Consider the following 24,562-nt stretch of genomic DNA (forward strand, 5'->3'; position numbering starts at 1 on the left):
GCGGCGGGGCCCGCCCGCGCGAGGGCGCGGGCCCGGCCCCTCGTCAAGCGCTCATGGCACACCGGGGCATTGGGGGGGGGGGGGGGGCCCCCCGGGGGGGGGGGGGGGGGGGGGGGCGGGGGGCCCCCCACGACCGGCCTGTAATGGTTCGGCGCGGCAGCCGGGGGCCCGGCCGGCACCCCACACCGGAGAAGAGGCCGATGCACGAGATGTCCATCGCGATGGCGGTGGTGGAGCAGGTCGAGGAGGCCGCCGCCCGCCTGGCGGCCGGCGGCACCGCCCCGCCGGGCGTGCGGGAGGTCCGGCTCCAGGTGGGTGAACTCGCCGGTGTGCTGCCCGACTCCCTGTCCTTCTGCTTCGACCTCGCGTGCTCCGGCACCGTCCTGGAGGGCTCGGCGCTGTTGACCGAGACCGTGCCGGGCCGGGCCCGGTGCGAGCCCTGCGACCACGAGTGGCCGACCGGGCTGCCCCCTCGGCTGGGCTGTCCGCGCTGCGGCGCGGGCGCGTCGGAACTGCTGTCCGGCCGCGAACTGCGCATCACCGAGGTGCGGTGGGCCGACCCCCTCTCACCTGAACCACCCTCCGCACCACTCGCGAAGGAGCGCTGACCGCCATGTGCAAAGTCACCGACCTGCAGCAGGCCGTGCTCGCCAGGAACGAGCACGGCGCCCAGCACCTGCGGGAGGAGCTGGCCGGGCGCGGGACCGTGATGGTGAACCTCCTGTCCAGCCCCGGCAGCGGCAAGACCGCGCTGCTGGAGGCGGAACTGGCGCTGGCATGCCGCCGCGGCGTGCCGGTCGCGGCGCTCACCGCCGACCTGGCCACCGAGAACGACGCGGTGCGGCTGGGCCGTTCGGGCGCCCCGGTGCGGCAGGTCCTGACCGACGGGCTGTGCCACCTGGAGTCCGGGATGGTGCGCTCGCACGTCGAGGCATGGCTGCCCGACGACACCCATCTGCTGTTCGTGGAGAACGTCGGCAACCTGGTGTGCCCGGCGTCCTACGATCTCGGCGAGTCGCTGCGTGTGGTCCTCGCGTCGGTCACCGAGGGCGAGGACAAGCCGCTGAAGTACCCCAGCGCCTTCGGGCTGGCGCAGCTGGTCGTGATCACCAAGTACGACATCGCGGCGGCCGTGGACTTCGACGAGCAGGCGTTCCTGGCCAACGTGGCCCAGGTGAACCCGGGCGTCGAGGTGGTCCGCACCTCGGTGCGCGGCGGCGAGGGCGTGGGCCTGCTGCTGGAGCGGGCGCTCGCGGTGCGTGCCGGGGCCGCGGTCCACCGGCCGGTGATGACGCGTACGGCCGTCGGTCACGCGCACTGATGGCAGGCCAGCCGGCCCCGGCGGCCGACGCCCCGGTGCAGCGCCGCAGGGTGCTGGTGCGGGGCGTGGTGCAGGGGGTCGGCTTCCGGCCGTTCGTGTTCGGGCTGGCGCGGGAGCTCAATCTGTCGGGGCATGTCGGCAACACCGGGGAGGGTGTCGTCGCGGAGGTCGAGGGCGCCCCCGCCGCCGTCGCGGCCTTCTGCCTGCGGATCGGCACCGACGCCCCGCCACTTGCGGTCGTCGAGTCCGTCTCGCACGCCGTGGTGCCGCTCACCGGCGGCTCGGGCTTCGCCATCGCCGCCTCGCGGGCGGGCGAGGGCGCCGCGCGGACGCTGGTCCCCCCCGACACCGCGACGTGCGGGGCGTGCCTGGCGGAGCTGCGGGACCGCGGCGACCGCCGCTTCCGCCACCCGTTCATCACGTGCACGCACTGCGGGCCGCGGTTCACGATCGTGACCGGGCTGCCCTACGACCGGGCCGGCACCACGATGGCCCGGTTCCCGATGTGCGGGGCCTGCCGGGCCGAGTACGAGGACCCGGGCGACCGGCGCTTTCACGCGCAGCCGGTCTCCTGCCACGACTGCGGGCCGCGGCTGCGGCTGCTGGTGCGGCGCGAGCACGGCACGGTGGAGGCGGCGGCGACGGATCCGCTCGGGGGCGCGCGGCGGCTGCTCGCGGACGGCGCGATCGTCGCCGTGAAGGGGCTCGGCGGCTACCACCTGGCGTGCGACGCGGGCGACGACACGGGCGTGCGGCTGCTGCGGCAGCGCAAGAACCGGGGCGACAAGCCGTTCGCCCTGATGGCCCGGGACCTCGCGGACGTGACGGGACTGGCCCATGTCGACGCCGCGGAGCGGGAGTTGCTCACCGGGGCGCGGCGGCCCATCGTGCTTCTGCGGCGGCGGCCGGACGCGGTGGGGGTGGCGCCGGGCGTCGCCCCGCGCGTCGCCGACCTCGGTGTCATGCTGCCGTACACCCCGGTGCACCATCTGCTGCTGGGACTGCCCGGGGACCCGCCGGGCCCCCGGCTGCTGGTGATGACGAGCGGCAATCTGGGCGGCGAACCGATCGTCACCGACGATGACGAGGCCCTGCTGCGGCTGGCCGGGCTCGCCGACGCGTGGCTGACGCACGACCGGCCGATCCATGTGCCCTGCGACGACTCGGTGGTGCGGATCTGCGACGGCGGCGAACTGCCCGTGCGGCGCTCGCGGGGCTACGCACCCTTCCCCGTGCCGCTGCCGGTGTCCGTGGAACCGGCGCTCGCCGTCGGCGGCGACCTGAAGAACACCTTCTGCGTGGGCGAGGGACGGCACGCCTGGATGTCGGCGCACGTCGGGGACATGGACGACCTGGCGACGCTGAGCGCTTTCGCCGCCGCTGAGCGGCAGTTGGAGTCCATCACCGGGGTGCGGCCGATCCTGCTGGCCGCCGACCGGCACCCGGGCTACCGGTCGGTGGGCTGGGCACGACGCGCGGCCGGCGACCGCCCGCTGCGGCAGGTGCAGCACCACCACGCGCACGTCGCGGCGGCGATGGCCGAGGCAGGGCTCGACGGGACCGCGCCGGTGCTCGGCGTCGCCTTCGACGGCACCGGCCACGGCGACGACGGCGCCGTCTGGGGCGGGGAGTTCCTGCTCGCCGACTACGACGGCTTCCAGCGCGCGGCCCACCTCGCCTACGTGCCGCTGCCGGGCGGGGACGCCGCGGTACGGCGGCCCTACCGGATGGCACTGGCGCACCTGCGGGCGGCGGGGCTGTCCTGGGATCCCGGGCTGCCGTGCGTGGCGGCCTGCCCGCAGCAGGAACTGCGGGTCCTGGCCACGCAGTTGGACCACGGCTTGCACTGCGTGCCCACGTCGAGCATGGGCCGGCTCTTCGACGCCGTCTCCGCGCTGGCCGGGGTGTGCCAGGAGGCCGGGTACGAGGCGCAGGCCGCCGTGGAACTCGAGGCCGCCGCGGTGGCCGCGGGCGAACTGCCGCGGAACGGCTACGCGTTCGCACTGCGCGAGGGCGGCGGCGTGGACGGCGCCACCGCCTGCGACCCCGGCCCGGTGCTCGCGGCCGTCGTCGCGGACCTGCGCCGCGGTGTGCCGGCGGGCGTCGTCGCGGGCCGCTTCCACCGGGCGGTGGCCGACCTCGTACGCCGGGTGTGCGCCGCCGTACGGGACCGCGACGGCACCGGGACGGTCGCCCTGAGCGGCGGCGTCTTCGCCAACGCGCTGCTGTCCGCCGCCTGCGCGGAGGCGCTGCGCGCGGACGGCTTCGAGGTCCTGCTCCACCGCCTCGTGCCGCCCAACGACGGCGGCCTGGCGCTCGGCCAACTCGTCGCCGCGGCCCGCGGCGACGGCCTGCGGACCCCCCACCCAGAGCGAGGAGACAGCTGATGTGCCTGGCGGTACCCGGCAAGGTGCTGGAGATCGAGGAACGTGACGGGACCAGGATGGCGACCGTCGACTTCGGCGGCGTGATCAAGGACGTGTGCCTGGAGTACCTGCCCGACCTCCAGGTCGGCGAGTACGCCATCGTCCACGTCGGCTTCGCGCTGCAGCGCCTGGACGAGGAGTCGGCGCAGCAGACGCTCGCCCTCTTCGGGAACCTGGGCCTGCTGGAGGAGGAGTTCGGCGATCCCTGGCAGCAGGCGGCGGCCGAGGCGGGAACCGCCCCGGCCGGCACCCCGGCGGCGGAGGCCGACCGGTGAAGTACATCGAGGAATTCCAGGACCCGGACCTGGCCCGGCGGCTGCTGGACGACATCCGCGCGACGGTGACCCGCCCCTGGGCGCTGATGGAGGTGTGCGGCGGCCAGACCCACACCATCATCCGGCACGGCATCGACCAGTTGCTGCCCGAGGGGATCGAGCTCATCCACGGCCCCGGCTGCCCGGTCTGCGTGACGCCGCTGGAGGTCATCGACAAGGCCCTGGAGATCGCCTCCCGGCCCGGGGTGATCTTCTGCTCGTTCGGCGACATGCTGCGCGTGCCCGGCACCGGCCGCGACCTGTTCCGGGTGCGCAGCGAGGGCGGCGACGTGCGCGTGGTCTACTCCCCGCTCGACGCGCTGCGCGTCGCCCGGGAGAACCCCGACCGCCAGGTGGTGTTCTTCGGCATCGGCTTCGAGACCACCGCACCGCCCAACGCCATGACGGTCCACCAGGCCCGCAGGCTCGGCATCCGCAACTTCAGCCTGCTGGTCTCCCACGTCCGGGTGCCTCCGGCGATCGAGGCGATCATGCGGTCGCCGCAGGTGCGGGTGCAGGCGTTCCTGGCCGCCGGTCACGTGTGCAGTGTGATGGGCACGGAGGAGTACCCGGAGCTCGCGGACGGCTTCGGCGTGCCGATCGTCGTCACCGGCTTCGAACCGCTGGACATCCTGGAGGGCGTGCGCCGCACCGTGCGCCAACTGGAGCGCGGCGAGCACTCCGTCGAGAACGCCTATCCGCGAGCGGTCCGCCCGGAGGGCAACGCGGCGGCCAAGGCGATGCTCGCGGACGTCTTCGAGGTCACCGACCGCGCCTGGCGCGGCATCGGCGTCATCCCGGACAGCGGCTGGCGGCTCTCCCCGCGCTACCGGGAGTTCGACGCGGAGCACCGCTTCGAGGTCACCGGCATCACCACCCGGGAGCCGGCCGCCTGCCGCAGCGGCGAGGTGTTGCAGGGCCTGATCAAGCCGCACCAGTGCGAGGCGTTCGGCACCGCCTGCACCCCCCGCAACCCGCTGGGCGCCACGATGGTCTCCAGCGAGGGGGCCTGTGCCGCCTACTACCTCTACCGCCGGCTCGGCGGCACCAGCGCACCCCTGGAGGCGAGCCCCGTTGGCTGAGATCGCTGACACCCTGGCCGCGCCGGACTTCTCCGGCTGGACCTGTCCCGCGCCGCTGCGCGACCAGCCGCGGGTGGTGATGGGGCACGGCGGTGGCGGGACACTCTCCGCCGAGCTCGTCCGGCACGTCTTCGCCCCGGCCTTCGGCGGGACGGTGCTGGCCCAGCTCGCCGACTCGGCGGTGGTGCCGCTCGGCGGCGCGCGGCTGGCGTTCTCCACGGACTCGTACGTGGTGCGCCCGCTGTTCTTCCCCGGCGGCAGCATCGGTGACCTCGCCGTCAACGGCACGGTCAACGACCTCGCGATGAGCGGCGCCCGGCCGGCCTTCCTGTCCTGCGGGTTCATCCTGGAGGAGGGCGTGGAGATGCCCCTGGTCGCCCGTGTCGCCGAGGCGATCGGCGCGGCCGCCCGCGCGGCGGGGGTCGAGATCGTCACCGGGGACACCAAGGTCGTCGAGTCCGGCCACGGCGACGGGATCTACATCAACACCGCGGGCATCGGGCTCGTCCCCGAGGGTGTCGACATCCGGCCGCAGCGCGCGGAGCCCGGTGATGTCGTCATCGTCAGCGGGGAAATCGGGGCGCACGGCGTCGCGGTCATGAGCGTGCGCGAGGGGCTGGAGTTCGACGTCGAGATCGAGAGCGACTGCGCCCCGCTGAACGGCCTCGTGGAGGCGATGCTCGCGGTGACGACCGATCTCCACGTGCTGCGCGACCCCACCCGGGGCGGGCTCGCCGCGGCGCTCAACGAGATCGCGGCCGCCTCCGGGGTCGGCGTTGTCATCGAGGAGCGGGCGGTGCCCGTGCCCTCCCCCGTCGCCAACGCGTGCGCGGTGCTCGGTCTGGACCCGATGTACGCGGCCAACGAGGGCAAGCTCGTCGCCTTCGTCCCCCGGGCCCACGCGGACGGGGTGCTGGCGGCCCTGCGCGCGCACCCGCTGGGGGCGCGCGCCGCCGTGATCGGCGAGTGCGTCGAGGACCACGCGGGCATGGTCGTCGCGCGCACCGGGCTCGGCGGCACGAGGGTGGTCGACCTGCCGCTGGGCGAGCAACTCCCCCGGATCTGCTGACCGCTCAGGCACCCCCCGCCGGCAATGGCGGCCGCCGGCAGGGGGGGTGGGCCCGACCGTCCGGGGCAGCAGGGGGAGGACGCGGCGGTGCCGCAACCGACGCCCGAGGAGGACGGCATGACCTTTCAGCACCCGGTGGAACGGACCGACGAGCGCGGCCGCGGCGGCCGCTTCGAGCACCTGGCCGAGTCGGCCTCGAACTTCACGGCCTCCCCCGCCTTCTACGGGCTGTGCGTCGCCATGGTGACCGCCTTCGTCGTCGTGCACGTCCTCGGGGTGCCGCTGAGCTGGCAGTTGTTCACCGCGGACGTGATGACGGCCGTCACTCTGCTCCTGCTGGCGCTGCTGAAGAACTCCGAGCGCCGCGCGGAGCACGCCCTCCAGACCAAACTGGACGCGATCGCCGCCGCCCTGCTGGAGCAGGGCGGCAGCTCGCACGAGGCGCGCGACGCGCTGCGCAAGGTGATCGGCATCCACGAGGAGGCCTGAGGGAGCGGGTCAGCCGGTGACGCTCACCGCGCCGGTCTCCAGGTGGCCGGTGAAGCGCCGCGACCAGGACGCGTCGGAGCCGACGGTGACCGTGAAGTCGTACCAGCCGGAGGAGTACGCGACGGCGTTGAACCAGTCGTCGGTGCTGCCGCCGGCGGGCACGGTGTAGGTCCAGGGACCGTCGGTGCGGTACTGGTTCGCCTTGATGGTGAAGGTGACGGCCGCGGCCGAGGTGTTGGTCATGCGGAACCAGACCGCCTGCTTGCCCGTGTCGGGCGCCGCCGCGTACGAGGGGACGACCTCGCAGGCCTTGCCCGCGGCCTTGGCGTCGCCGGTGAAGCGCCGCAGGAAGCGGTTGGGGCCGACGAGGGTCAGGTCGTACTTGCCGTCGCCGTAGCCGGAGCCGATGTTGAAGTAGTCGCTGCCGGTGCCGCCCGCGTCGATCGTGTACTGCCACGGCACACGGCTGCGGTAGGCGTTGGGGTGGATGGAGAAGTGCGCGGCGCCGGTGGCCTGGGACCCCTGATTGCTCATGGCGATCCAGGCGAGGATCGTGCCGCCGCTGCCGAACTCGAGCCGGTCCAGGTAACCGTTCGGCTGGTACGGCAGCGCGCGGGCGGGCCGGGTGCCCGCCTCCTGGGCGGGCAGCGCGTTGGTGGTGGGCTTGGGGTTGGGCAGCGGCGCGCAGGTGCTGATGCCGATGACGGACGTCGCGGGCAGGGCGGGCAGGCCGCTCACCGGCGCGGTGAAGTCGAAGCAGCGGGTCAGGTCGCCGGTGACCTTGCGGCGCCAGTCGCTGATGTTGGGGCAAGCGGCGGGCGTGCCGAGGGCGGCGGTCCAGCGCTCCATGAAGCGGATGACGGAGGTGTGGTCGTACACCTCGGAGGACACCCAGCCGCCCCGGGTCCAGGGCGAGACGACGATCATCGGGACGCGGAAGCCCAGCCCGTACGGCGTGCCGCTCAGGAACTCCCCCGCGGTGCCGGCCGGCGGTGACGGCGGCGGGACGTGGTCGAAGTAGCCGTCGTTCTCGTCGTAGTTGAGGAAGAGCACGGTCGAATCGAAGACCGCGGGGTCGGCGCTCAGGGCCTGCAGCACCTGGTGCACGAAGTGCGCGCCGTCCCCGGGCGGGGCGTAGGGGTGCTCGGAGAAGGCCTGGTTGGGGACGATCCACGAGACCTGGGGCAGGGTGCCGGCCAGTACGTCGGCCTTGATGGCGGCGACGATGTCGTCCGGGGTCGAACCGGTCACCCGCGGGACGGAGCCCATACCGCGGTCGTGCAGCGGGGTGCCGGCGGCGGCCTGGGTGAACTGCTTGAAGTACGCCAGGCCGTTGTCGCCGTAGTTGTCGTTCGCGTTCTGGTAGACCCGCCAGCTCACCCCGGCGTTCTGCAGGGCCTCGGCGTACGTCTGCCAGGTCAGGCCCGACTCGTCGCCGCCGTCGTGGCTGGAGGAGTCGACCTTCCCGCTCCACAGGTACGTCCGGTTGGGGCCGGTCGCGCTCAGGGTGGAGGAGTAGTAGGCGTCGCAGATGGTGTAGGCGTCCGCGAGGGCGTAGTGGAAGGGGATGTCGGCCCGGGTCATGTGGCCCAGGGAGCGCACATTGCCGACACCGGACACCCAGGAGTCCAGGGCGCCCTTGTTCCACGCCGCGTGCTGGGAGGACCAGCTGTGCGGCAGGTCGCCGTTGCACTGGGCGAGCGTCTCGGAGTCGACGCCGCCGGCGGCGGGTGTGGCGCTGAGCCGCCACGGGTACTGGCGTCCGGTGCCGTTCGGCTGGTTGAAGACCGACTGGCCGCCGGACAGGGTGATCGTGGCCCGGTCGCCGAAGCCGCGCACACCCTTGAGCGTCCCGAAGTAGTGGTCGAAGCTGCGGTTCTCCTGCATCAGCACGACCACGTGCCGTACATCGGCGATGGTCCCGGCGGCGGCCGCCGCCGTCCGCTGCTGCGGCGCCGCGGCGGCGCCGCCCGCCTGCGTGACGGTGGCCCCCGCGGCGGCCCCCGCCGACAGGGCCACGAACTTCCGGCGACTGATACCCGTGATGCCCGTCATCCCACCGGTCCTTGTCGACTCGACGTCAGGTACGTGTGATCGCAGGCAAGGGTGCCGCCGGACCGCGCGGGGTGCCAGGGGTTGGCGGCGGCGGGCACCGGTCCGCCGGGTGAATGGATCGGGAACACCTCCGCGACCGGGCTTTTTACCGCTTTCGGGTGGCGTCCGGCGTCCGAACGGAAGAGTCTGGGAGGCAGAGGGGGCACGCGGCCCGCAGAGCGGCGCGCCGACGTCGGTGGTGGCGGCGCGTGAGCGAGGAGACGGACATGAGCGACAACGACATGGGTGACGAGGTCTACCAGCCGGACGGGTCCGAGGTGCAGGACGACGCCGGATTGCTGGAGCCCGAGGACACGCTGGACTACCACGGCGTCGACCAGGTGCTCGACGAGGGCTACTCACCGCCGGAGCGGCCCTGGGCGGTGAACAAGGCGGCCACCACCGCGGAGGGCCGCCTGCGGGGGGAGACGCTGGACGAGCGGCTGGCCGAGGAGCTTCCGGACCTGCCGTTCCCCACCGGTGACGGCATAGGCGACACGTGGGACACCGACGGCGAGCTGATCGACGACGAGGTCGGCGGGCCGCGCGCGGGCCGGCTGGTCGCCCCCGACGAGGGCGCGCACTACGAGACCGAGGGCATGGTCGCGTACGACATCGGTGTCGACGGCGCCGCCGCCTCCGCCGAGGAGGCCGCGATGCACCTGGTGCGGGGCACCGAGGAGTACTGACCGGTCAGGAGTCCCCGCGGGAATTCGGCGGCGACGACGGCGGGCCCGCTGCGGCGGGCCCGCCTGCCGTGTCGTGCGGGCCCTTCGCGTCGCACTGGAGCGGCGGGGCCACGATCGCGCAGTGGTGGTGGAGGGGCGGCAGGTCCTTGGGGGCCGAGTCCGGCTCCTGCGGGCTCTCCTTCAGCACGTCCGAGCGGATGAACGTCCACGCCAGCACGGATCCCGCCACGAGCAGCCCGGCGCAGATCAGGACGGCGCGGCGGAAACCGCTCCCGAAGGCGGCCGGAATCTCGTACTCATCACCGGACAGCCCCACCAGCAGCGGCAGCGCCGCCACGGACAGCAGGCCGGCCGCGCGGGCGACGGCGTTGTTCACACCGGAGGCCGTGCCCGCGTGCCGCACGTCGGCCGCGCCGAGGACGGTCGCGGTCAGCGGGGCCACCGTGCAGGCGAGGCCGAGCCCGAAGACGCACACCGCCGGCAGGACGTCGGCCACGTACGAGGTGTCGGCGCCGATGCGCAGCATCAGCAGCAGTCCCACGGCGGAGACCGCGGGGCCGACCGTCATGGGGATGCGCGGGCCGATCCGCTCGGCCAGCCGTCCGGAGCGCTCGGACAGCGCCAGCATGATGATCGTGACCGGCAGCAGCGCCGAACCCGAGGCGAGCGGGGAGAACCGGGCCTCGGTCTGCAACTCCAGCACCAGGAAGAAGAAGACACCGCCGAGCGCGGCGTACACGGCGAACGTCACCAGGTTCGCGGCCGTGAACTGGCGGTTGGCGAAGAGGCCCGGCGGCAGCATCGGATGGCTGCTGCGCCGCTCGGTCCACACGAAACCGGCCAGCGCCGCCAGGCCCAGGAAGCCCGAGACCGCGACCGCTACGGGGTTCGCCTGATGGCCGCCCGCGTCGATCAGTGCGTACGTGATGCCGGCGAGCCCCACGGCGCCGAGCACGGCACCCGCCACGTCGAAGCCGCCGGTGGCGGACTCGTCCCGGCTCTCCGGGACGTGCCGGGACGACACCGCGAGCACGAGCGCCGCCATCGGCAGGTTGATGAAGAAGACCCAGCGCCAGCTGACGGAGTCCACCAGCCAGCCGCCCAGCAGCGGTCCGAGCGCCCCCGCGATGCCGCCGAGCCCCGACCACACGCCGATCGCGCGGGCCCGGTCGTCCGAGGCGAAGGACGACTGGATCAGCGCGAGCGATCCCGGTGTCAGCAGCGCGCCGCCGATGCCCTGGAGGGCGCGGGCGGCGATCAGCACATGGATGTCGGGCGCCAGGCCGCACATCAGGGAGGCGAGCGCGAACCACACCGTGCCGATCATGAAGATCTTGCGCCGGCCGAAGCGGTCCCCGAGGGCGCCGCCGAGCAGGATCAGCGCGGCCAGGGTGAGGGTGTAGGCGTTGACGGTCCACTGGAGCCCCGCCAGGGTGGCGCCGAGGTCGCGGCCGATGGTCGGGAGCGCGACGTTGACGACCGTGCCGTCGAGAAACGTCATGCCCGACCCGAGGACGACGGCGACGAGCACCCACCGCCCCGCCGGCTCCCCTAGCGTCAGCCCACCGGCCCGCTCTGTCGCGCGCGCGGCTTCCGTCATCGCAGCCTCCGGCCGTCCCCGCTGGTCTTCCCCGAGGCTACCCCGGCAGGGCAGCACCCGCGTGCCTCACCAAGATCTTAGAGCGCGGGAATCCGGGGCCGCGGGGGGCGTTGAAGGAAACGTGACCTCACCGCTGCCACCCGTGCCCTCACCTGCGCTTCCACCGTCCTTCCGGCTCTCGCTCCTCGACCGGTCCCCGGTGCGCAGGGGGCAGGAGCCCGCGCAGGCGCTGCGCGACACCGTGTGGCTGGCGCAGCGGGCCGAGGAGCTGGGCTACCACCGCTTCTGGGTCTCCGAGCACCACGGGGTGCCGGGCATCGCGGGTTCCGCGCCCGCCGTGCTGGCCGGGGCCGTCGCGGGGGCGACGTCCCGGATCAGGGTGGGCACCGGCGGGGTGATGCTCCCCAACCACCCGCCACTGGTGGTGGCCGAGCAGTTCGGGGTGCTGGAATCGCTGTTCCCCGGGCGGATCGACATGGGCCTGGGCCGCTCGGTGGGCTTCACCGACGGCGTGCGCAGGGCACTGGGCCGGGACGCGGGCGCGGCGGACGACTTCGCGGGACTGCTGACCGAACTGCTGGGCTACTTCACGGGCACCCCGGGCGGCGGCACGGCCGTGCACGCCCGCCCGCCGGAGGGCCTGCGCGTACCGGCGTTCGTGCTCGCCACGGGCTCGGGGGCGGCGCAGGCCGCGGCCTTCGGGCTGCCGCTGGTGATCGCGGGCCGCGACGAGGAGCGGATGCGGGCGGCGATCGACCGGTACCGCGCCGAGTTCGCGCCCTCGGCGTGGGGGGCGCGGCCGTACGTGGTGGTCTCCGCCCCGGTCGCGGTCGCGGCGACCACCGAGGCGGCGCGCCGGCTGCTGGTCTCCGAGGCCTGGTCGGCCGCGTACGCGCGTACCCATGGGGAGTTCCCGCCGCTGGGGCCGCCGGAGGAGATCCTCGCGGGCCCCATGACGGCGCGCGAGCGCTACCACTTCGAGGAGTCGCTCAGCGGCGGCATCCACGGCACGGAGGCCGAGGCCGGGGCGGCGCTGGCCGGGCTCGTCGCACGCACGGGGGCGGACGAGATCCTGGTCAGCACGGCGGGTTACGACCGCGGCGCCCTGCTGGACTCCCACCGCCGGCTGGCCCGGCTGGCGGGCCTGTCCGCACAGGCGTAGCGGTCAACAGGCGCGTCGGCGAAGGCCGTTGAGCACGTCGGCGCGCCCCCGTCGCTCACCCCGATGCCGACGGGCGGGTGCCGGGCCGGCGGTCGGCGGGGGCGTGCGCGCCGGGCGATCGCGGCCCCGGGCAGATCCCGCACCCCCACCGATGAGTTCTGCGCCGCCGGGCGGTCTGCCTTCCCGACCGTCCTTTCGCGAAGGTGGACCGATGACCGATCTGCACGACCTCCTCAGCCCGTACGTCGCCGACGGAACCGTGCCGGGAGCGGTGGGCCTGGTGGCCCGCGGCGACCGGACCGAGGTGGCGGCCGTCGGCGCGGCCGGTATCGCCGGCACAACCCCGGCCCCGGCCCCGATGGCCCGGGACTCGATCTTCCGTATCGCCTCGCTCTCCAAGCCGGTGACGGCCGCGGCGGTCATGACGCTCGTGGACGACGGGCGGCTCACGCTCGACGACCAGGTGGCGAAGTGGCTCCCGGAACTGGCGTCGCCGGTGGTCGTACGGACCCCGCACAGCCCGGTGGACGACGTGGTCCCGGCCCGACGCCCGATCACCGTGGCCGATCTGCTGGACGCGCGCGCCGGGTACGGCTTCCCCTCGGACTTCTCGCTCCCCGCCGTCGCCCCGCTGTTCGCCGAGCTGAAGCAGGGCCCGCCGATGCCCCAGCACGTCGCGGAGCCGGACGCGTGGATGGCGGCGCTCGCGCGCATCCCGCTGCTGCGGCAGCCGGGCGAGGCCTGGCTCTACAACACCACGTCCGACATCCAGGGCGTGCTGGTCGCCCGGGTCTCGGGGCGGTCGCTGCCGGAGTTCCTGGCGGAGCGGATCTTCGAGCCGCTCGGCATGAAGGACACCGGCTTCGCGGTGCCGCGGGGGGAGCTCGGCCGCTTCACCTCCTACTACCGGGCCGACCAGCCGGGCGGGCTGCAGCTCGTCGACGCGCCGGACGGGCAGTGGAGCAGCGTGCCCGCGTTCCCGTCGGGCGCGGGCGGGCTGGTGTCGACCGTCGACGACCTGCACGCCTTCGGCCGCATGCTGCTGGGTGGCGGAAGCACGGGCGGCCGGCGGGTGCTGTCGCCTGAGTCGGTGCGGCTGATGACGACCGACCGCCTGACGCCGGCCCAGCGGGACGCCAGCCCGCTGTTCCTGGAGGGCCAGAGCTGGGGCTTCGGCGGATCGGTGGACGTCGCGGCCGTCGAGCCGTGGAACGTGCCGGGCCGCTACGGCTGGGTCGGCGGCACCGGTACGGCGGCGCACATCGTGCCGTCCACCGGCACGGTCACCGTACTGCTCACCCAGCGGGAGCTGGCCGGGCCCACCCCGCCCGCGCTGATGCGCGACTTCTGGCGGTACGCCGCGGGGCACTGAGGCCGCCGCGGCGTCGGCGACGTCGACGGCTCAGTCGTCGTACGGGTGGGTGGGGCTCGCCTCCAGGGTGTGGGTGAACAGGGCGAACTCCACCAGCCCGTCGGCGGCGGTGGTCACGCTCGCGGGGCGGGTGCCGGGGAAGCGCGAGGCGATGAGATCGGCGAGGCGGTGCGCGGTCGCCGCGTCGGCCGCGGTGATCCGTACATGGGCGACGCCCGGCTCGTACAGCGGTCCGATGTCATCGGCCATGGTGATGCTCCCCTTGTCCCGTCCGTCCGGCGGATCACCGCCGGAGACAGCCCGTTGGTCGCCGCGGTTGCCCGCGCGGGCCGTTTTCACTCGAAGTGGTCATCCGGGAGGCTCAGGACAACAGGAAGTCCGCCTTTCCGTCCTTCGCGCCCTGGATGAACATCTTGATCTCGAGGTCCGTGTAGATGAGCGCCGGCCCGTCGGGGTCGGTGGACTGCCGCAGCGCGACCCTGCCGTCCGCCAGTTTCATGGCTTCCACGCAACTTCCCCCGTTGCCGCCGCTCCACGGCTTGTGCCAGCCCTCGGTTCCGAGGTCCTGGGCACGCATGCCGTTGTATATGCGGTCGTCCATGTTCGTCAGATCTCCTTGCGGATGCCATCGAGGATGGCTGCGGTGCTGTGTGCGGGCGAGGCCTGCGCGCACATCCGGTCCAGGGCCTCCAGGAAGAGCGAGACGTCGTTCCGGTCGTCCAGGTAGGCGGCGCCGACCAGGCTCTCGGTGAAGACGACGTCCGGCAGTTCCTGGATCTGGAACCGGAAGATGTGGAAGGGCCCGTACATCGCGGGGTGCGGGCCGGCGGTGAAGGGCATGATCTGCAGCCGTACGTGCGGGAGTTCGCACGCCGCCACCAGTCGGTCGAGCTGGGCCCGCATGACGTCGGCGCCGCCGATGTGACGCCGCAGCACGGTCTCGTCCATGACCACCCACAGCAGCGGCGCGCCGGGGCGGCACAGCAGCGCCTGGCGCTCCAGCCGCAGGGCGACGGCGCGTTCGGTCTCGGCGGCCGGCGCGTGCGGGCTGCCGGCCCGGAGCACGGCGCGGGCGTACTCCTCGGTCTGCAGCAGGCCGGGGACGTAGTGCGGTTCGTAGGCGCGGATGGTGCCCGCCTCGGCCTCGAGGCTGACGAACGCGCTGAACCAGGAGGGCAGGACGTCCCGGTAACGGTGCCACCAGCCGGGCTGGTTGCCCTCGCGGGCGAGGTCGACGAAGGTGTCGGCCTCGGCGCGCTCCACCCCGTAGAGCGCGAGCAGTTTCTCGACGTACGGGATGCGCAGGCCGACCTCGGCCTTCTCCATGCGGCGGACGGTGGCGTGCGTGACGTCGAGGGCCCGCGCCGCCTGCTCGTACGAGACCCCGGCCTTCTCCCGCAGGTGGTGGAGTCGCTTGCCGAGAATGACGCGCAGGACGGTCGGCGCTCCGCCGGCCCTGGCCTCAGCCACGATCCCTCTCTCCCATGGCAGCAGTGTGCCATGTCAGGAATGGAACCGACACCCTGTACTGGCGAATGTGCAATTTGCAGAATGGCCCTTGCCTTCTGTGCAAGCTCTGGCCATAGTTACCCGTGTGCTTCATGCCCTCAGCGCCCGGGACACCTTCCGGCTTCGCCTCCCGGCGCACGCCTCGTCGGTCGGGATCGCCCGCCGCCAGGTGCGGTCGACGCTCGGCCACTGGGGCCTGGAGGCCGTCGGGGACGACGCCGGGCTCGTCGTCACGGAGCTGTTCACCAACGCGGTGCTGCACAGCGGGAGCGAGCACGTCGCCTGCGTGCTGTGGACCGCGGGCGGACTGCTGCACGTGGAGATCGTCGACGAGGGCCGCGGCGACGCCGGCCCGCTGAGCCGCCGGGCGGCGGACGCCGACGAGAACGGCCGCGGACTCGCTCTCGTCGCCCATTTGGCCGAAGGCTGGGGTGTCAAACCGCCCACCCGTGGTACCGGTCGCGCGGTGTGGGCGACCCTTGCCTGCGGGCGCGTCGGGGCCTCCCGGCGCACGGGCTGACGCCTGCCGCGACCCGCACTCCGGTCGCGTCGCGGCCAATTGGCTGGTGGCACCCCGCGGGCGGGCTTACGCTGGGGGTCGACGGAACGGCCCCTGGGCGAGCATCACCGACCCACGGCCTCCGCCCCGGGAGGAGCCCGCCCACCGCGGCCCCCGCCCGGTTCCGCAACCGGCGCCACCGCGTCCGCTCAGCCCATCAGCCCGACCGGGCGTAGGCGTCCGGCAGCGGCCGGGCCCGGCGTCCGGCTCACCCGACACGAAGGAGTGCGCGGTGACACCCGAGAAGTCAAAGCGGAACCAGCTCCCCAAGGAGCCCGACGATCAGCCCAACCCGCAGCGGGAGGTGCGCAATCTGGACGTCTGGGCCAGGTCCGCGCCGATCCTGCTCGCCGGGTACGAGGACGATCTGAACGAGCTGCACATCCTGCGCAGCATCGACTGACCCTTCGCCAGGGCTGGTTCCGGGCCGTACGGGCAACGACGCCCGTGCGGCCCCTCCTTGCGTCCTCGCGCCGCGAGGGCGGCGTCACCGGCCGCCCGGGCGGTTCGGCGGGCTGATGGCGTACAGCTCCAGCACCGCCGGCGGAGGAGCGATCCCCGGGCCGCCGGCCCGCACCCAGGCCGTGATGTCCTGGGCGGCGGCAGGGTCGTTGACAAGGCCGAGCCAGACCGGACGGCCGCCCGCCCTGCGCCCCTGCGGCGACGGCTGCACGACCACGGCGTTGGCCTGCTCGCACACGTCGAGGCAGTCGGTGACCCGCACCCGGCACACCCCGTCGAGCGCGTCGGTGAGGCCGGCCAGTTGCGCCGCGTGGTCGACGCCCGGCACCTTCTCCGTACCGCAGCAGCAGTCGCGGCAGACGCTGACCGTGCAGACGCCGTGCCGCGCCGGAAAGGCGCTCACGCGAGGGTGATCCGCAGGCCGACCGTGCCCCCGCGGCCGCGGCGCAGCCGGCTGCCGAAGACGGTGACCCAACCCACCAGACCGTACTTGCGGGCGACGAGCGAGCGGTAGCGCTCGGCGTCCCGCTCCCCCACGATCTCGGCACGGGCGGGCACCTGATCCCCCGTCGGATTGCCGCGCATGTCGCACGGGCCGACCAGGACGTCCGAACGGTTGCGGATCCGCTTGACCTTGCCGGAGTCGGCGGCCGTCCACGCCCCCAGGGCGTCGCCGTCGCGCACCACCCACACCGGGGTCGGCACCGTGCGGCCGTCCCGGCGGTAGGTCGTGACCAGGAGGTACTTCCCCGCCGCGAGACGGGCGGTCCCGCTGTCCTCGATCATGCCCCCAGGTTACGCGGGCAGGGCCTGCCCGGCAGCGGCCGGGCCGACTCCGAGCAGGGACTTGCCGAGGCACACACTGAGCGGACTGTCCTTGTAGTGACCGAACTTGACGACCGGCATGTAGCCGCAGGAGGTGTACAGGGCGATCGCCTCGGGCTGCATCGTGCCGGTCTCCAGCACCATGCGCGTGCGGCCCGCGGCGGCCGCGTCGCGCTCCAGTTCCGCGAGCATGCGCCGGGCCAGGCCCCTGCCGCGGGCCTGCGGGACGACGTACATGCGCTTGAGTTCGGCGTCGCCGTCCTCGAAGCCTTCGGGTGACGCGTCCTGCGCCCGCCAGCCGCCGGTCGCGACGGGCGCGCCGTCAAGGTAGCCGAGCAGGAAGCAGCCGCAGGGGGCGTCGAAGTGCGCCACGTCCAGTGGGGTGTCGTCGGGGCCGCCGTAGCGTTCCACGTACTCCTGCTGGACCTGCGCGGTCAGCAGCACGGCGTCGGGGTGGTCGTAGCGCGTCTTCCGGATCTGCACGCGCATATCGTACGTGCGTACGGAATCCGTCCGGCGGGAGGATCTCCGCCGACCGGTATCGTCCCCGTCATGCTCACCGTGACGACCGTGAATGTGAACGGGCTGCGCGCCGCGGCCAAGAAGGGGTTCCTGCCCTGGCTGGAGGCCACCTCCGCCGACGTGGTGTGCCTCCAGGAGGTGCGCGCGGAGCCCGGCCAGCTGCCGGAGGAGGTCCGCGCGCCGCAGGGCTGGCACGTGGTGCACGCCCCCGCCGCGGCCAAGGGCCGGGCCGGGGTCTCGGTGTACTCGCGCCAGGAACCCGAGGCGGTGCGGATCGGCTTCGGCTCCCAGGAGTTCGACACGTCCGGCCGCTATGCGGAGATCGACCTGCCCGGCGTCACGGTCGCCAGCCTCTACCTGCCCTCCGGCGAGGTCGGCACCGAGCGGCAGACGGAGAAGGAACGCTTCATGGAGGAGTTCCACGCCCACCTGGTCGCGCTCCGCGAGAAGAGCGCCGCCGGCGGCCGCGAGGCACTGGTCTGCGGCGACTGGAACATCGCGCACACCGAGCGCGACCTGCGCAACTGGCGTGCCAACCAGAAGAACGCCGGCTTCCTGCCGGAGGAGCGCGCCTGGCTGTCGCGGCTGTACGACGGGGCCGGCTGGACCGATGTGGTCCGCCGGCTCCACCCCGAGGGCGAGGGCCCCTACAGCTGGTGGTCGTACCGCGGCCGGGCCTTCGACAACGACAGCGGCTGGCGCATCGACCTGCACGTGGCCACCCGCGGCCTCGCCGCCCGCGCCACGACCGCCCGCGTCGAACGCGCGGCCACCCACCCCGAGCGCTGGTCGGACCACGCCCCGGTCACGGTCGTGTACGCCCCCGCGTAGCGCCCCGCAGGGCGGCGCGTCGACCCGCCCGTGGTTACCCCCGGCCACCACCCCGAGCGCCGGCCGGGCCACGCCCCGGTCGCAGTCGTGCGGGCCCCGGCACAGCGCCCCGCTGCCAGGTGCCGCCCGGCACGGCACTCCTCCGGCCTTCGGCCCGGGGGAGTCGTCGCATCGTCCGGGCAGGCCGACCGCGCCGGACCCGAGACGGCTCTCCGCCGTGCGATGAACCGCACCAGGGGGCACCCCCGGCGGCAGCCGGGGAACCGACCTCCGGGCGGCAGCCGCGGCGGACAGGGCGGCCCGGCGGGCAACCGCCGTATCGTCTAGGCATCCGCCGTCGTTCCGAGGAGTCCGCATGACGCCCCCCGTCGTCCACTCGCTGCGTGAGCAGATCCGCGAGTACATCGTGGAGGGCATCGTCAGCGGGCGCTGGAAGCCGGGCGAGCGGATCGTCGAGCGCGGCATCGCGGTCGAGCTGGAGGTGAGCCAGACGCCGGTGCGGGAGGCACTGCGCGAGCTGGAGGTCATGCGGCTGATCGAGTCGGCGCCGAACAAGGGCGTGCGGGTGCGCAACATGACGGCGGCCGACCTGGAGGAGATCTACCCGGTGCGGGCCGGGCTGGAGCAGATCGCGGCCGAGCTGGCGGCACCCCGGCTGCGGGCGGACCTGTCGGCCCTGGAGGCCGAGGTCGCCCTGCTGCACGCCGCCGACCGGGACGGGGACGGGCAGGCCCAGGTGCGGCACACCGTCGCCTTCCACCGGGAGCTGGTGCGCGCGTCCGGCAACAGCGTGCTGCTGCACACCTGGGAGTCGCTGGGCATCGAGGTCTGGACGGCGCTGTCGATCCGCTGGCTGGGAACCCGGCAGCAGGCGTACGCCGAGGAGCACCAGGAGGTCGTCGAGGTCTTCCGGCGCGGCGACCCGCGGGTGGGCGAGCTGGTGAGGGAACACGTGCTCGGGTGCGCGCCACGCACCTGAGGCTCCACCGGGCGCGTTCCTCCCCGTGCATACTGCTGTGACACCCGTCACATTCATTTGATCGATCATCGATCATAACTATGCTGGAAGCGGCCCCGCCCAGAACCAGTTGGAAGGCGGTCACCGATGACCGACGCCACGCCGAGCACACCCGCTCACCTGCCCGACCCCGACCCCGAGGAGACCGGCGAGTGGGCCGCCTCCCTGGACGCGGTCAGCCATGCCGCCGGCCCGCACCGCGCCGCCTACCTGATGCGCCGCACGCTGGACCATGCCCGGGCCACGGGACTCGACGTGCCCGGACCCCTGGAGACGGCGTACGTCAACACCATCGCCACCGCCGACGAGCCCGTGCTGCCCGGCGACGAGGAGATGGAACGCCGCATCGCCGCCTGGAACCGGTGGAACGCGGCCGCGATGGTGACCCGCGGCAGCCGGCAGGGCCTCGGCGGGCACATCGCGACCTTCGCCTCCGCCGCCTGGCTGTACGAGACGGGCTTCAACCACTTCTTCCACGGCAAGCAGGCGCCGGGCGCCACGCTGTCCGGCGACGCGCGGCCGGCCTCCGGCGACCAGCTCTACATCCAGGGCCACGCCTCCCCCGGCATCTACGCCCGCGCCTTCCTGGACGGCCGGCTCACCGAGGCCGACCTGGACCGCTTCCGCCAGGAAGCGGGCGGCAACGGCCTGCCCTCGTACCCGCACCCGCGCCGGCTGCCGTGGCTGTGGGAGTTCCCCACCGTCTCGATGGGCCTCGGGCCGCTGAGCGCCATCCACCAGGCACGGTTCAACCGCTACCTGCACCACCGCGGCATCAAGGACACCTCGGCCTCGCACGTGTGGGCGTTCCTCGGCGACGGCGAGATGGACGAGCCCGAGTCGACCGCGGCCCTGGCGCTGGCCGGCCGCGAGGGGCTGGACAACCTCACCTTCGTCATCAACTGCAACCTCCAGCGGCTCGACGGCCCGGTGCGCGCCAACTTCAAGATCGTGCAGGAGCTGGAGGCCCAGTTCCGCGCGGCCGGCTGGAACGTCGTGAAGTCGCTGTGGGGCTCCGCCTGGGACGAGCTGTTCGCGCTCGACACCACCGGCGCCCTGGTGCGGCGGCTGCGCCAGGTACCGGACGGCCAGTTCCAGACGTACGCCACCCGCGACGCCGCGTACATCCGCGAGCACTTCTTCGGCGCCGACCCGGCACTCGTCGAGATGGCCCGGCTGCTGACCGACGCGAAGATCGCCGAGTGCTTCCACACCTCCCGCGGCGGCCACGAGCCGCGCAAGGTGTACGCCGCCTACCGTGCCGCGGTCGAGCACAAGGGCGCGCCCACCGTGATCCTCGCCCAGACGGTGAAGGGCTGGACCCTCGGCCCGGGCTTCGAGTCGCGCAACGCCAACCACCAGATGAAGAAGCTGTCCGGCGAGCAGTTCCGCGCCATGCGCGACCTGCTGGAGCTGCCCATCGCGGACAGCACCCTCGACACCGACCTGGTGCCCTACGTCCACCCGGGCGCGAACTCGCCCGAGGTGCGCTACCTCCAGGAGCGCCGCGCCGCCCTCGGCGGCCCCGCCCCGGCCCGCACCGTGCACCCCGTCGCGCTGCCCGAGCCGCCGGCCAAGGCCTTCGAGGCCCTCGCCAAGGGCTCCGGCGGCCAGGAGATCGCCACCACCATGGCACTCGTCCGGCTGGTGAAGGACCTGATGCGGGACAAGGAGACCGGCCGCCGCTGGGTGCCGATCGTCCCCGACGAGGCGCGCACCTTCGGCATGGAGTCGCTCTTCCCGAGCGCCGGCATCTACTCGCCGCTCGGCCAGACCTACGACCCGGTCGACCGCGACATGCTGATGTACTACCGGGAGGCCAAGGACGGCCAGGTCCTCAACGAGGGGATCACCGAGGCCGGTTCGATGGCCGAGTTCACGGCCGCGGCGACCGCGTACGCCACGCACGGCGAGCCCATGATCCCGCTGTACATCTTCTACTCGATGTTCGGCTGGCAGCGGACCGCGGACCAGATGTGGGCCCTGGCCGACCAGCTCGGCCGCGGCTTCCTGGTCGGCGCGACCGCCGGGCGCACCACCATGACCGGCGAGGGCCTCCAGCACGCGGACGGGCACTCGCACCTGATCGCCTCCACCAACCCGGCGGCGGTCGCCTACGACCCGGCGTTCGCCTACGAGGTGGGCGTGATCGTCCGCGACGGGCTGCGGCGCATGTTCGGGCCGGACGCCGAGGACGTCTTCTACTACCTCACGGTCTACAACGAGACCAAGGTACAGCCGCCGATGCCCGACGCCCCCGGCGTCGAGGAGGGCATCGTCAAGGGCCTGTACCGCTTCCGCGAGGCCGGTACCGCCGGACTGGCCGCCGACGCGCCGCGCCTGCAACTGCTCGCGTCGGGCACCGCCGTCCACTGGGCGCTGGAGGCCCAGCGGCTGCTGGCCGCCGAGTGGGGCGTGGCGGCGGACGTCTGGTCGGCCCCCTCGTGGACCGAGCTGCGCCGCGGCGGTCTGGCGTACGACGCGGCCCGGCTGCGCGGTGAGGAACCGCCGCTGCCGCACGTCACCCGGGTCCTGGAGGGCGCGCCCGGTCCGGTTCTCGCGGTGAGCGACTGGATGCGCGCGGTCCCGGACCAGATCAGCCAGTGGGTGCCGCAGGACTGGTACTCCCTCGGCACCGACGGTTTCGGGCTCTCCGACACCCGTGAGGCCGCCCGGCGCCACTTCGGCGTCGACCCGCAGTCGGTCGTCCTGGCGGCGCTCGCAGCATTGGCCGCACGCGGCGAGGTCAAGCGGGAGGCGGTCGAGGAGGCCCGCGAGCGGTACGGACTGTAGTCCGCCGGCGGGTCCTCCCCCGCCCCCGAAGCCCCCGTGCGCCCTGACACGCACGGGGGCTTCGGCATGTCCGGGGGCGCTTGCCGCAGGCTCCGGCGCGCCCTCTGCCGAGATACATAAGCCAGTGATATAAATTTCTTATGCATCTTCCCGGAGACGACGCGGCCCACGCCGAGGCGGTCGAGGTCGCCAAGGCCCTGGAGCGGCTGTACCGCATGCTGCGCAGGCTCAGTCAGCCGAGCGAGCTGTCGCTCACCACGGTGGCCACGCTGTCGACCCTGGAGCAGTCGGGCCCCTTCCGGCTGACCGAACTGGCGGCCCTGGAAGGGGTCACCCAGCCCGCGATGACCCAGGTGGTCTCACGGCTCCAGGAATCGGGGTTCGCCGAGCGGCGGGCCGACCCGGCGGACGGCCGCGTCGTACTGGTCCACATCACCGACGCCGGCCGGGCGGCGATCGCCCGGCGCCGCGCGCTGCGGGCCGAACGCCTCTCGGAACTGCTGGAGCACCTGAGCGCGCAGGAGCGGCTGGCGCTGAGCGAGGCGCTGCCGGCCATCGAGGCCCTGACCCGGCTGGGGTCACCGGCCGCGTCGCCCACGACCCGGCGCGCCGCCGACTGACGCCGGTCGGCACCGACCGGCACCGATTGATCAGGATCCGTTCGACATCGGAGCAGCCTCATGAATGCGCACGCGCCATCGTCCCGTTCCGTGAATCCGTTCAAGCAGCCGAAGGCCGTGTTCGCGGTCGCCTTCGCCTGTGTGGTCTCGTTCATGGGGATCGGCCTGGTCGACCCGATCCTGCCCGCGATATCGAGCCAACTGGACGCCTCCCCGAGCCAGGTGACGCTGCTGTTCACCAGCTACCTGGTGGTCACCGCGGTCGCCATGCTGATCACCGGCTGGGTCTCCAGCCGGGTGGGGGCCAAGCGCACGCTCATCGCGGGACTCGCCCTGATCGTGGTGTTCGCCGCGCTCGCCGGCGCCTCCGGAAGCATCGGCGGCATCGTCGGCTTCCGGGCCGGCTGGGGCGTCGGCAACGCGCTCTTCATCGCCACCTCCCTCGCGGTGATCGTCGCGTCGGCGAGCGGCGGCTTCGCCGGCGCGATCATCCTCTACGAGACCGCGCTGGGCATCGGCATCGCGGTCGGCCCGCTGCTCGGCGGCGTCCTGGGCGAAGTGAGCTGGCGCGGCCCGTTCTTCGGCGTCGCCGTGCTGATGTCCGTCGCGCTGATCGCCACCGTGGTGCTGGTCGATCCCATGCCCCTGCCGGCCCGCAGGACCGGGCTCACCGAGCCGCTGAAGGCACTGCGCCACCGCGGTCTGCTGACGATGTCGCTCACCGCGCTCTGCTACAACTGGGCGTTCTTCACCGTGCTCGGCTACGCCCCGTTCCCGATGGGCCTCGGCGCCATCCAGCTCGGCCTGGTCTTCACCGGCTGGGGCGCCCTCGTCGCCGTCTTCGCCGTCTTCGGCGCGCCGTGGCTGCAGGCCCGCCTCGGGATCGCCAGGACGCTCTACGCCAACCTGGCGCTGTTCGCCCTGACCGTGCTGGCCATCGCGATCTGGACCGACCACCCGGCCGTGCTGATCGTCTGCGTGGTCGTGGCCGGTGTCTTCATCGGCGTCAACAACACCGTCACCACCCAGGCCGTGATGACCGTGTCGCCGGTCGACCGCGGCGTCGCGTCGGCCGCTTACGGCTTCGTCCGCTTCATCGGCGGCGGCCTCGCCCCCTTCGCCGCGGGCAAGCTGGTCGAGGCCTTCAACGTCCATGTGCCGTTCTACATCGGCGCGGGCGCGCTCGTGCTGGGCATCGTGATCCTCTCCACGGCGCACGGACTGCTGGGCCGGTCCGAGCGGCTGCAGGCGGAGCAGGTCGCGCCGGACGCGGCGCCGTCGCTGCTGCCGGTCGAGCACGACGCGGCCGTGGCGCACGACGCCGCCAAGGGCGCGATCGTCGCGGCTGTCGACGGCTCCGCGCACGCCGGGCGGGTCGCCGAGGCCGCCGGACGGCTGGCGACCCTCAACGGCCGCACGGTGTACGTGGTCCACGCGGAGGAGGCCGCGGTCTCCGGGGAGTCGGCGACCGAGGGCGAGGACCTGGAGTCCGCGAGGAACGCGGTACGCCGGCACCTGGACCGGCTCGCCGCGCAGGGCATACCGGCGGTCGGGCACGTCCTGCGGCACGCCACCGGCCACGGCGAGGTCGGCCGGCTCATCGCCGAGCACGCCGCGGCCGCCGGGGCGCGCGCCATCGTCGTCGGCGCCCCGACGCACGGCGGGCTCTCCGCGCTGATGGACGCGAGCGCGGGGCAGGCGCTGCTGCGCCACGCGACCTGCGACATCGTGCTGATCAACCCGCGGTCCGCGGAGGTGGGCAGCGCCGCCTGACCGGCTCCGCGGCGGCCGGCGGGCCGGCCGCG

General features: G+C 73.6%; 25 protein-coding genes. 17 read left to right on the forward strand and 8 right to left on the reverse strand.

Annotated features, from left to right (window positions below; genetic code table 11):
• The first annotated feature begins 200 nt into the window (after nucleotides 1-200).
• The 7 genes from ACIP64_RS22480 (at nucleotide 201) to ACIP64_RS22510 (ending at nucleotide 6,701) form a co-directional block, all read left to right on the forward strand.
• The gene (locus ACIP64_RS22480) at nucleotides 201-608 is read left to right on the forward strand and encodes a hydrogenase maturation nickel metallochaperone HypA (protein ID WP_401589512.1); all 408 of its coding nucleotides are present in this window, start codon (nucleotides 201-203) and stop codon (nucleotides 606-608) included.
• Nucleotides 609-613: 5 nt separating this feature from the next.
• Entirely contained in the window at nucleotides 614-1,321 is a 708-nt protein-coding gene (gene hypB / locus ACIP64_RS22485) for a hydrogenase nickel incorporation protein HypB (protein WP_401589514.1), read from the forward strand.
• The gene (gene hypF, locus ACIP64_RS22490) at nucleotides 1,321-3,708 is read left to right on the forward strand and encodes a carbamoyltransferase HypF (RefSeq protein WP_401589516.1); all 2,388 of its coding nucleotides are present in this window, start codon (nucleotides 1,321-1,323) and stop codon (nucleotides 3,706-3,708) included. The genes hypB and hypF overlap by 1 nt, the downstream gene beginning before the upstream one ends.
• Nucleotides 3,708-4,022 carry a HypC/HybG/HupF family hydrogenase formation chaperone gene (locus ACIP64_RS22495; protein WP_401589518.1) on the forward strand — a complete coding sequence of 105 codons (315 nt, stop codon included), beginning with the start codon at nucleotides 3,708-3,710 and terminating at the stop codon, nucleotides 4,020-4,022. The genes hypF and ACIP64_RS22495 overlap by 1 nt, the downstream gene beginning before the upstream one ends.
• Nucleotides 4,019-5,143, forward strand: coding sequence for a hydrogenase formation protein HypD (hypD, locus tag ACIP64_RS22500; RefSeq protein ID WP_401589521.1), 1,125 nt, complete (start codon nucleotides 4,019-4,021; stop codon nucleotides 5,141-5,143). The genes ACIP64_RS22495 and hypD overlap by 4 nt, the downstream gene beginning before the upstream one ends.
• A gap of 1 nt (nucleotide 5,144) precedes the next feature.
• On the forward strand, nucleotides 5,145-6,212 hold the full coding sequence (gene hypE / locus ACIP64_RS22505) for a hydrogenase expression/formation protein HypE (protein WP_401590138.1): 1,068 nt from the start codon (nucleotides 5,145-5,147) through the stop codon (nucleotides 6,210-6,212).
• A gap of 117 nt (nucleotides 6,213-6,329) precedes the next feature.
• Complete coding sequence (locus ACIP64_RS22510; protein ID WP_401589523.1) at nucleotides 6,330-6,701, forward strand: low affinity iron permease family protein; 372 nt, start codon at nucleotides 6,330-6,332, stop codon at nucleotides 6,699-6,701.
• A 9-nt stretch (nucleotides 6,702-6,710) separates the two neighbouring features.
• On the opposite strand, the gene ACIP64_RS22515 is transcribed toward ACIP64_RS22510, so the two are convergent.
• Nucleotides 6,711-8,756, reverse strand: coding sequence for a phosphocholine-specific phospholipase C (locus ACIP64_RS22515; RefSeq protein ID WP_401589525.1), 2,046 nt, complete (start codon nucleotides 8,754-8,756; stop codon nucleotides 6,711-6,713).
• A 266-nt stretch (nucleotides 8,757-9,022) separates the two neighbouring features.
• Here ACIP64_RS22515 and ACIP64_RS22520 point away from each other — a divergent pair, with 266 nt between their 5' ends.
• Entirely contained in the window at nucleotides 9,023-9,484 is a 462-nt protein-coding gene (locus ACIP64_RS22520; protein WP_360909492.1) for a DUF5709 domain-containing protein, read from the forward strand.
• Between the two features lie 4 nt (nucleotides 9,485-9,488).
• Here the strand turns inward: ACIP64_RS22520 and ACIP64_RS22525 are convergent, their stop codons facing one another.
• Nucleotides 9,489-11,084, reverse strand: coding sequence for an MFS transporter (locus tag ACIP64_RS22525; protein ID WP_401589528.1), 1,596 nt, complete (start codon nucleotides 11,082-11,084; stop codon nucleotides 9,489-9,491).
• 121 nt (nucleotides 11,085-11,205) lie between these two features.
• Between ACIP64_RS22525 and ACIP64_RS22530 the strand changes: the two genes are divergently transcribed.
• Both ACIP64_RS22530 and ACIP64_RS22535 read left to right on the forward strand, forming a co-directional pair.
• The gene (locus ACIP64_RS22530; RefSeq protein WP_401589530.1) at nucleotides 11,206-12,246 is read left to right on the forward strand and encodes an MsnO8 family LLM class oxidoreductase; all 1,041 of its coding nucleotides are present in this window, start codon (nucleotides 11,206-11,208) and stop codon (nucleotides 12,244-12,246) included.
• A 211-nt stretch (nucleotides 12,247-12,457) separates the two neighbouring features.
• The gene (locus ACIP64_RS22535; RefSeq protein ID WP_401589533.1) at nucleotides 12,458-13,618 is read left to right on the forward strand and encodes a serine hydrolase domain-containing protein; all 1,161 of its coding nucleotides are present in this window, start codon (nucleotides 12,458-12,460) and stop codon (nucleotides 13,616-13,618) included.
• A gap of 30 nt (nucleotides 13,619-13,648) precedes the next feature.
• Here the strand turns inward: ACIP64_RS22535 and ACIP64_RS22540 are convergent, their stop codons facing one another.
• From ACIP64_RS22540 to ACIP64_RS22550, 3 genes are all read right to left on the reverse strand, one after another.
• On the reverse strand, nucleotides 13,649-13,867 hold the full coding sequence (locus tag ACIP64_RS22540) for a hypothetical protein (RefSeq protein WP_401589536.1): 219 nt from the start codon (nucleotides 13,865-13,867) through the stop codon (nucleotides 13,649-13,651).
• A 112-nt stretch (nucleotides 13,868-13,979) separates the two neighbouring features.
• Complete coding sequence (locus ACIP64_RS22545) at nucleotides 13,980-14,219, reverse strand: DUF397 domain-containing protein (protein WP_360909502.1); 240 nt, start codon at nucleotides 14,217-14,219, stop codon at nucleotides 13,980-13,982.
• A 5-nt stretch (nucleotides 14,220-14,224) separates the two neighbouring features.
• Nucleotides 14,225-15,088: a helix-turn-helix domain-containing protein gene (locus ACIP64_RS22550; RefSeq protein ID WP_401589539.1), complete on the reverse strand. Its 864-nt coding sequence runs from the start codon at nucleotides 15,086-15,088 to the stop codon at nucleotides 14,225-14,227.
• A gap of 124 nt (nucleotides 15,089-15,212) precedes the next feature.
• Here ACIP64_RS22550 and ACIP64_RS22555 point away from each other — a divergent pair, with 124 nt between their 5' ends.
• Nucleotides 15,213-15,647 carry an ATP-binding protein gene (locus ACIP64_RS22555; protein ID WP_401589541.1) on the forward strand — a complete coding sequence of 145 codons (435 nt, stop codon included), beginning with the start codon at nucleotides 15,213-15,215 and terminating at the stop codon, nucleotides 15,645-15,647.
• A gap of 271 nt (nucleotides 15,648-15,918) precedes the next feature.
• The gene (locus ACIP64_RS22560) at nucleotides 15,919-16,089 is read left to right on the forward strand and encodes a hypothetical protein (RefSeq protein WP_319660588.1); all 171 of its coding nucleotides are present in this window, start codon (nucleotides 15,919-15,921) and stop codon (nucleotides 16,087-16,089) included.
• An 84-nt stretch (nucleotides 16,090-16,173) separates the two neighbouring features.
• On the opposite strand, the gene ACIP64_RS22565 is transcribed toward ACIP64_RS22560, so the two are convergent.
• Genes ACIP64_RS22565 through ACIP64_RS22575 form a run of 3 tightly spaced genes read right to left on the reverse strand, consistent with a single transcriptional unit; the run spans nucleotide 16,174 to nucleotide 17,456 of the window.
• Complete coding sequence (locus ACIP64_RS22565) at nucleotides 16,174-16,551, reverse strand: (2Fe-2S) ferredoxin domain-containing protein (protein WP_360909508.1); 378 nt, start codon at nucleotides 16,549-16,551, stop codon at nucleotides 16,174-16,176.
• A complete protein-coding gene (locus tag ACIP64_RS22570) occupies nucleotides 16,548-16,934 on the reverse strand; it encodes a PPOX class F420-dependent oxidoreductase (protein ID WP_401589545.1) in 387 nt (128 codons plus the stop codon). The genes ACIP64_RS22565 and ACIP64_RS22570 overlap by 4 nt, the downstream gene beginning before the upstream one ends.
• Before the next feature lie 9 nt (nucleotides 16,935-16,943).
• Nucleotides 16,944-17,456, reverse strand: a complete 513-nt coding sequence (locus tag ACIP64_RS22575) for a GNAT family N-acetyltransferase (RefSeq protein WP_401589548.1) — start codon at nucleotides 17,454-17,456, stop codon at nucleotides 16,944-16,946.
• A 69-nt stretch (nucleotides 17,457-17,525) separates the two neighbouring features.
• Between ACIP64_RS22575 and ACIP64_RS22580 the strand changes: the two genes are divergently transcribed.
• The 5 genes from ACIP64_RS22580 (at nucleotide 17,526) to ACIP64_RS22600 (ending at nucleotide 24,530) form a co-directional block, all read left to right on the forward strand.
• A complete protein-coding gene (locus tag ACIP64_RS22580; protein WP_401589550.1) occupies nucleotides 17,526-18,326 on the forward strand; it encodes an exodeoxyribonuclease III in 801 nt (266 codons plus the stop codon).
• 355 nt (nucleotides 18,327-18,681) lie between these two features.
• On the forward strand, nucleotides 18,682-19,305 hold the full coding sequence (locus tag ACIP64_RS22585) for a GntR family transcriptional regulator (protein WP_401589553.1): 624 nt from the start codon (nucleotides 18,682-18,684) through the stop codon (nucleotides 19,303-19,305).
• A gap of 126 nt (nucleotides 19,306-19,431) precedes the next feature.
• Entirely contained in the window at nucleotides 19,432-22,137 is a 2,706-nt protein-coding gene (gene aceE, locus ACIP64_RS22590) for a pyruvate dehydrogenase (acetyl-transferring), homodimeric type (protein WP_401589556.1), read from the forward strand.
• Nucleotides 22,138-22,277: 140 nt separating this feature from the next.
• Nucleotides 22,278-22,757 (forward strand): MarR family winged helix-turn-helix transcriptional regulator, encoded by a 480-nt coding sequence (locus ACIP64_RS22595; protein ID WP_401589559.1) that lies wholly within the window; start codon nucleotides 22,278-22,280, stop codon nucleotides 22,755-22,757.
• 60 nt (nucleotides 22,758-22,817) lie between these two features.
• Nucleotides 22,818-24,530 carry an MFS transporter gene (locus ACIP64_RS22600; RefSeq protein ID WP_401589561.1) on the forward strand — a complete coding sequence of 571 codons (1,713 nt, stop codon included), beginning with the start codon at nucleotides 22,818-22,820 and terminating at the stop codon, nucleotides 24,528-24,530.
• Nucleotides 24,531-24,562: the final 32 nt, after the last annotated feature.

Origin of the sequence: Streptomyces sp. NPDC088733 (assembly GCF_044751185.1) — a bacterium.
Taxonomy (GTDB): domain Bacteria; phylum Actinomycetota; class Actinomycetes; order Streptomycetales; family Streptomycetaceae; genus Actinacidiphila.

Coding starts and splice junctions, on each gene's coding strand:
- ACIP64_RS22480 (WP_401589512.1), top strand. CDS start 201: ATGCACGAGATGTCCATCGCGATGGCGGTGGTGGAGCAGGTCGAGGAG.
- hypB (WP_401589514.1), top strand. CDS start 614: ATGTGCAAAGTCACCGACCTGCAGCAGGCCGTGCTCGCCAGGAACGAG.
- hypF (WP_401589516.1), top strand. CDS start 1,321: ATGGCAGGCCAGCCGGCCCCGGCGGCCGACGCCCCGGTGCAGCGCCGC.
- ACIP64_RS22495 (WP_401589518.1), top strand. CDS start 3,708: ATGTGCCTGGCGGTACCCGGCAAGGTGCTGGAGATCGAGGAACGTGAC.
- ACIP64_RS22510 (WP_401589523.1), top strand. CDS start 6,330: ATGACCTTTCAGCACCCGGTGGAACGGACCGACGAGCGCGGCCGCGGC.
- ACIP64_RS22515 (WP_401589525.1), bottom strand. CDS start 8,756: ATGACGGGCATCACGGGTATCAGTCGCCGGAAGTTCGTGGCCCTGTCG.
- ACIP64_RS22520 (WP_360909492.1), top strand. CDS start 9,023: ATGAGCGACAACGACATGGGTGACGAGGTCTACCAGCCGGACGGGTCC.
- ACIP64_RS22525 (WP_401589528.1), bottom strand. CDS start 11,084: ATGACGGAAGCCGCGCGCGCGACAGAGCGGGCCGGTGGGCTGACGCTA.
- ACIP64_RS22535 (WP_401589533.1), top strand. CDS start 12,458: ATGACCGATCTGCACGACCTCCTCAGCCCGTACGTCGCCGACGGAACC.
- ACIP64_RS22540 (WP_401589536.1), bottom strand. CDS start 13,867: ATGGCCGATGACATCGGACCGCTGTACGAGCCGGGCGTCGCCCATGTA.
- ACIP64_RS22545 (WP_360909502.1), bottom strand. CDS start 14,219: ATGGACGACCGCATATACAACGGCATGCGTGCCCAGGACCTCGGAACC.
- ACIP64_RS22570 (WP_401589545.1), bottom strand. CDS start 16,934: ATGATCGAGGACAGCGGGACCGCCCGTCTCGCGGCGGGGAAGTACCTC.
- ACIP64_RS22580 (WP_401589550.1), top strand. CDS start 17,526: ATGCTCACCGTGACGACCGTGAATGTGAACGGGCTGCGCGCCGCGGCC.
- ACIP64_RS22585 (WP_401589553.1), top strand. CDS start 18,682: ATGACGCCCCCCGTCGTCCACTCGCTGCGTGAGCAGATCCGCGAGTAC.
- aceE (WP_401589556.1), top strand. CDS start 19,432: ATGACCGACGCCACGCCGAGCACACCCGCTCACCTGCCCGACCCCGAC.
- ACIP64_RS22595 (WP_401589559.1), top strand. CDS start 22,278: ATGCATCTTCCCGGAGACGACGCGGCCCACGCCGAGGCGGTCGAGGTC.
- ACIP64_RS22600 (WP_401589561.1), top strand. CDS start 22,818: ATGAATGCGCACGCGCCATCGTCCCGTTCCGTGAATCCGTTCAAGCAG.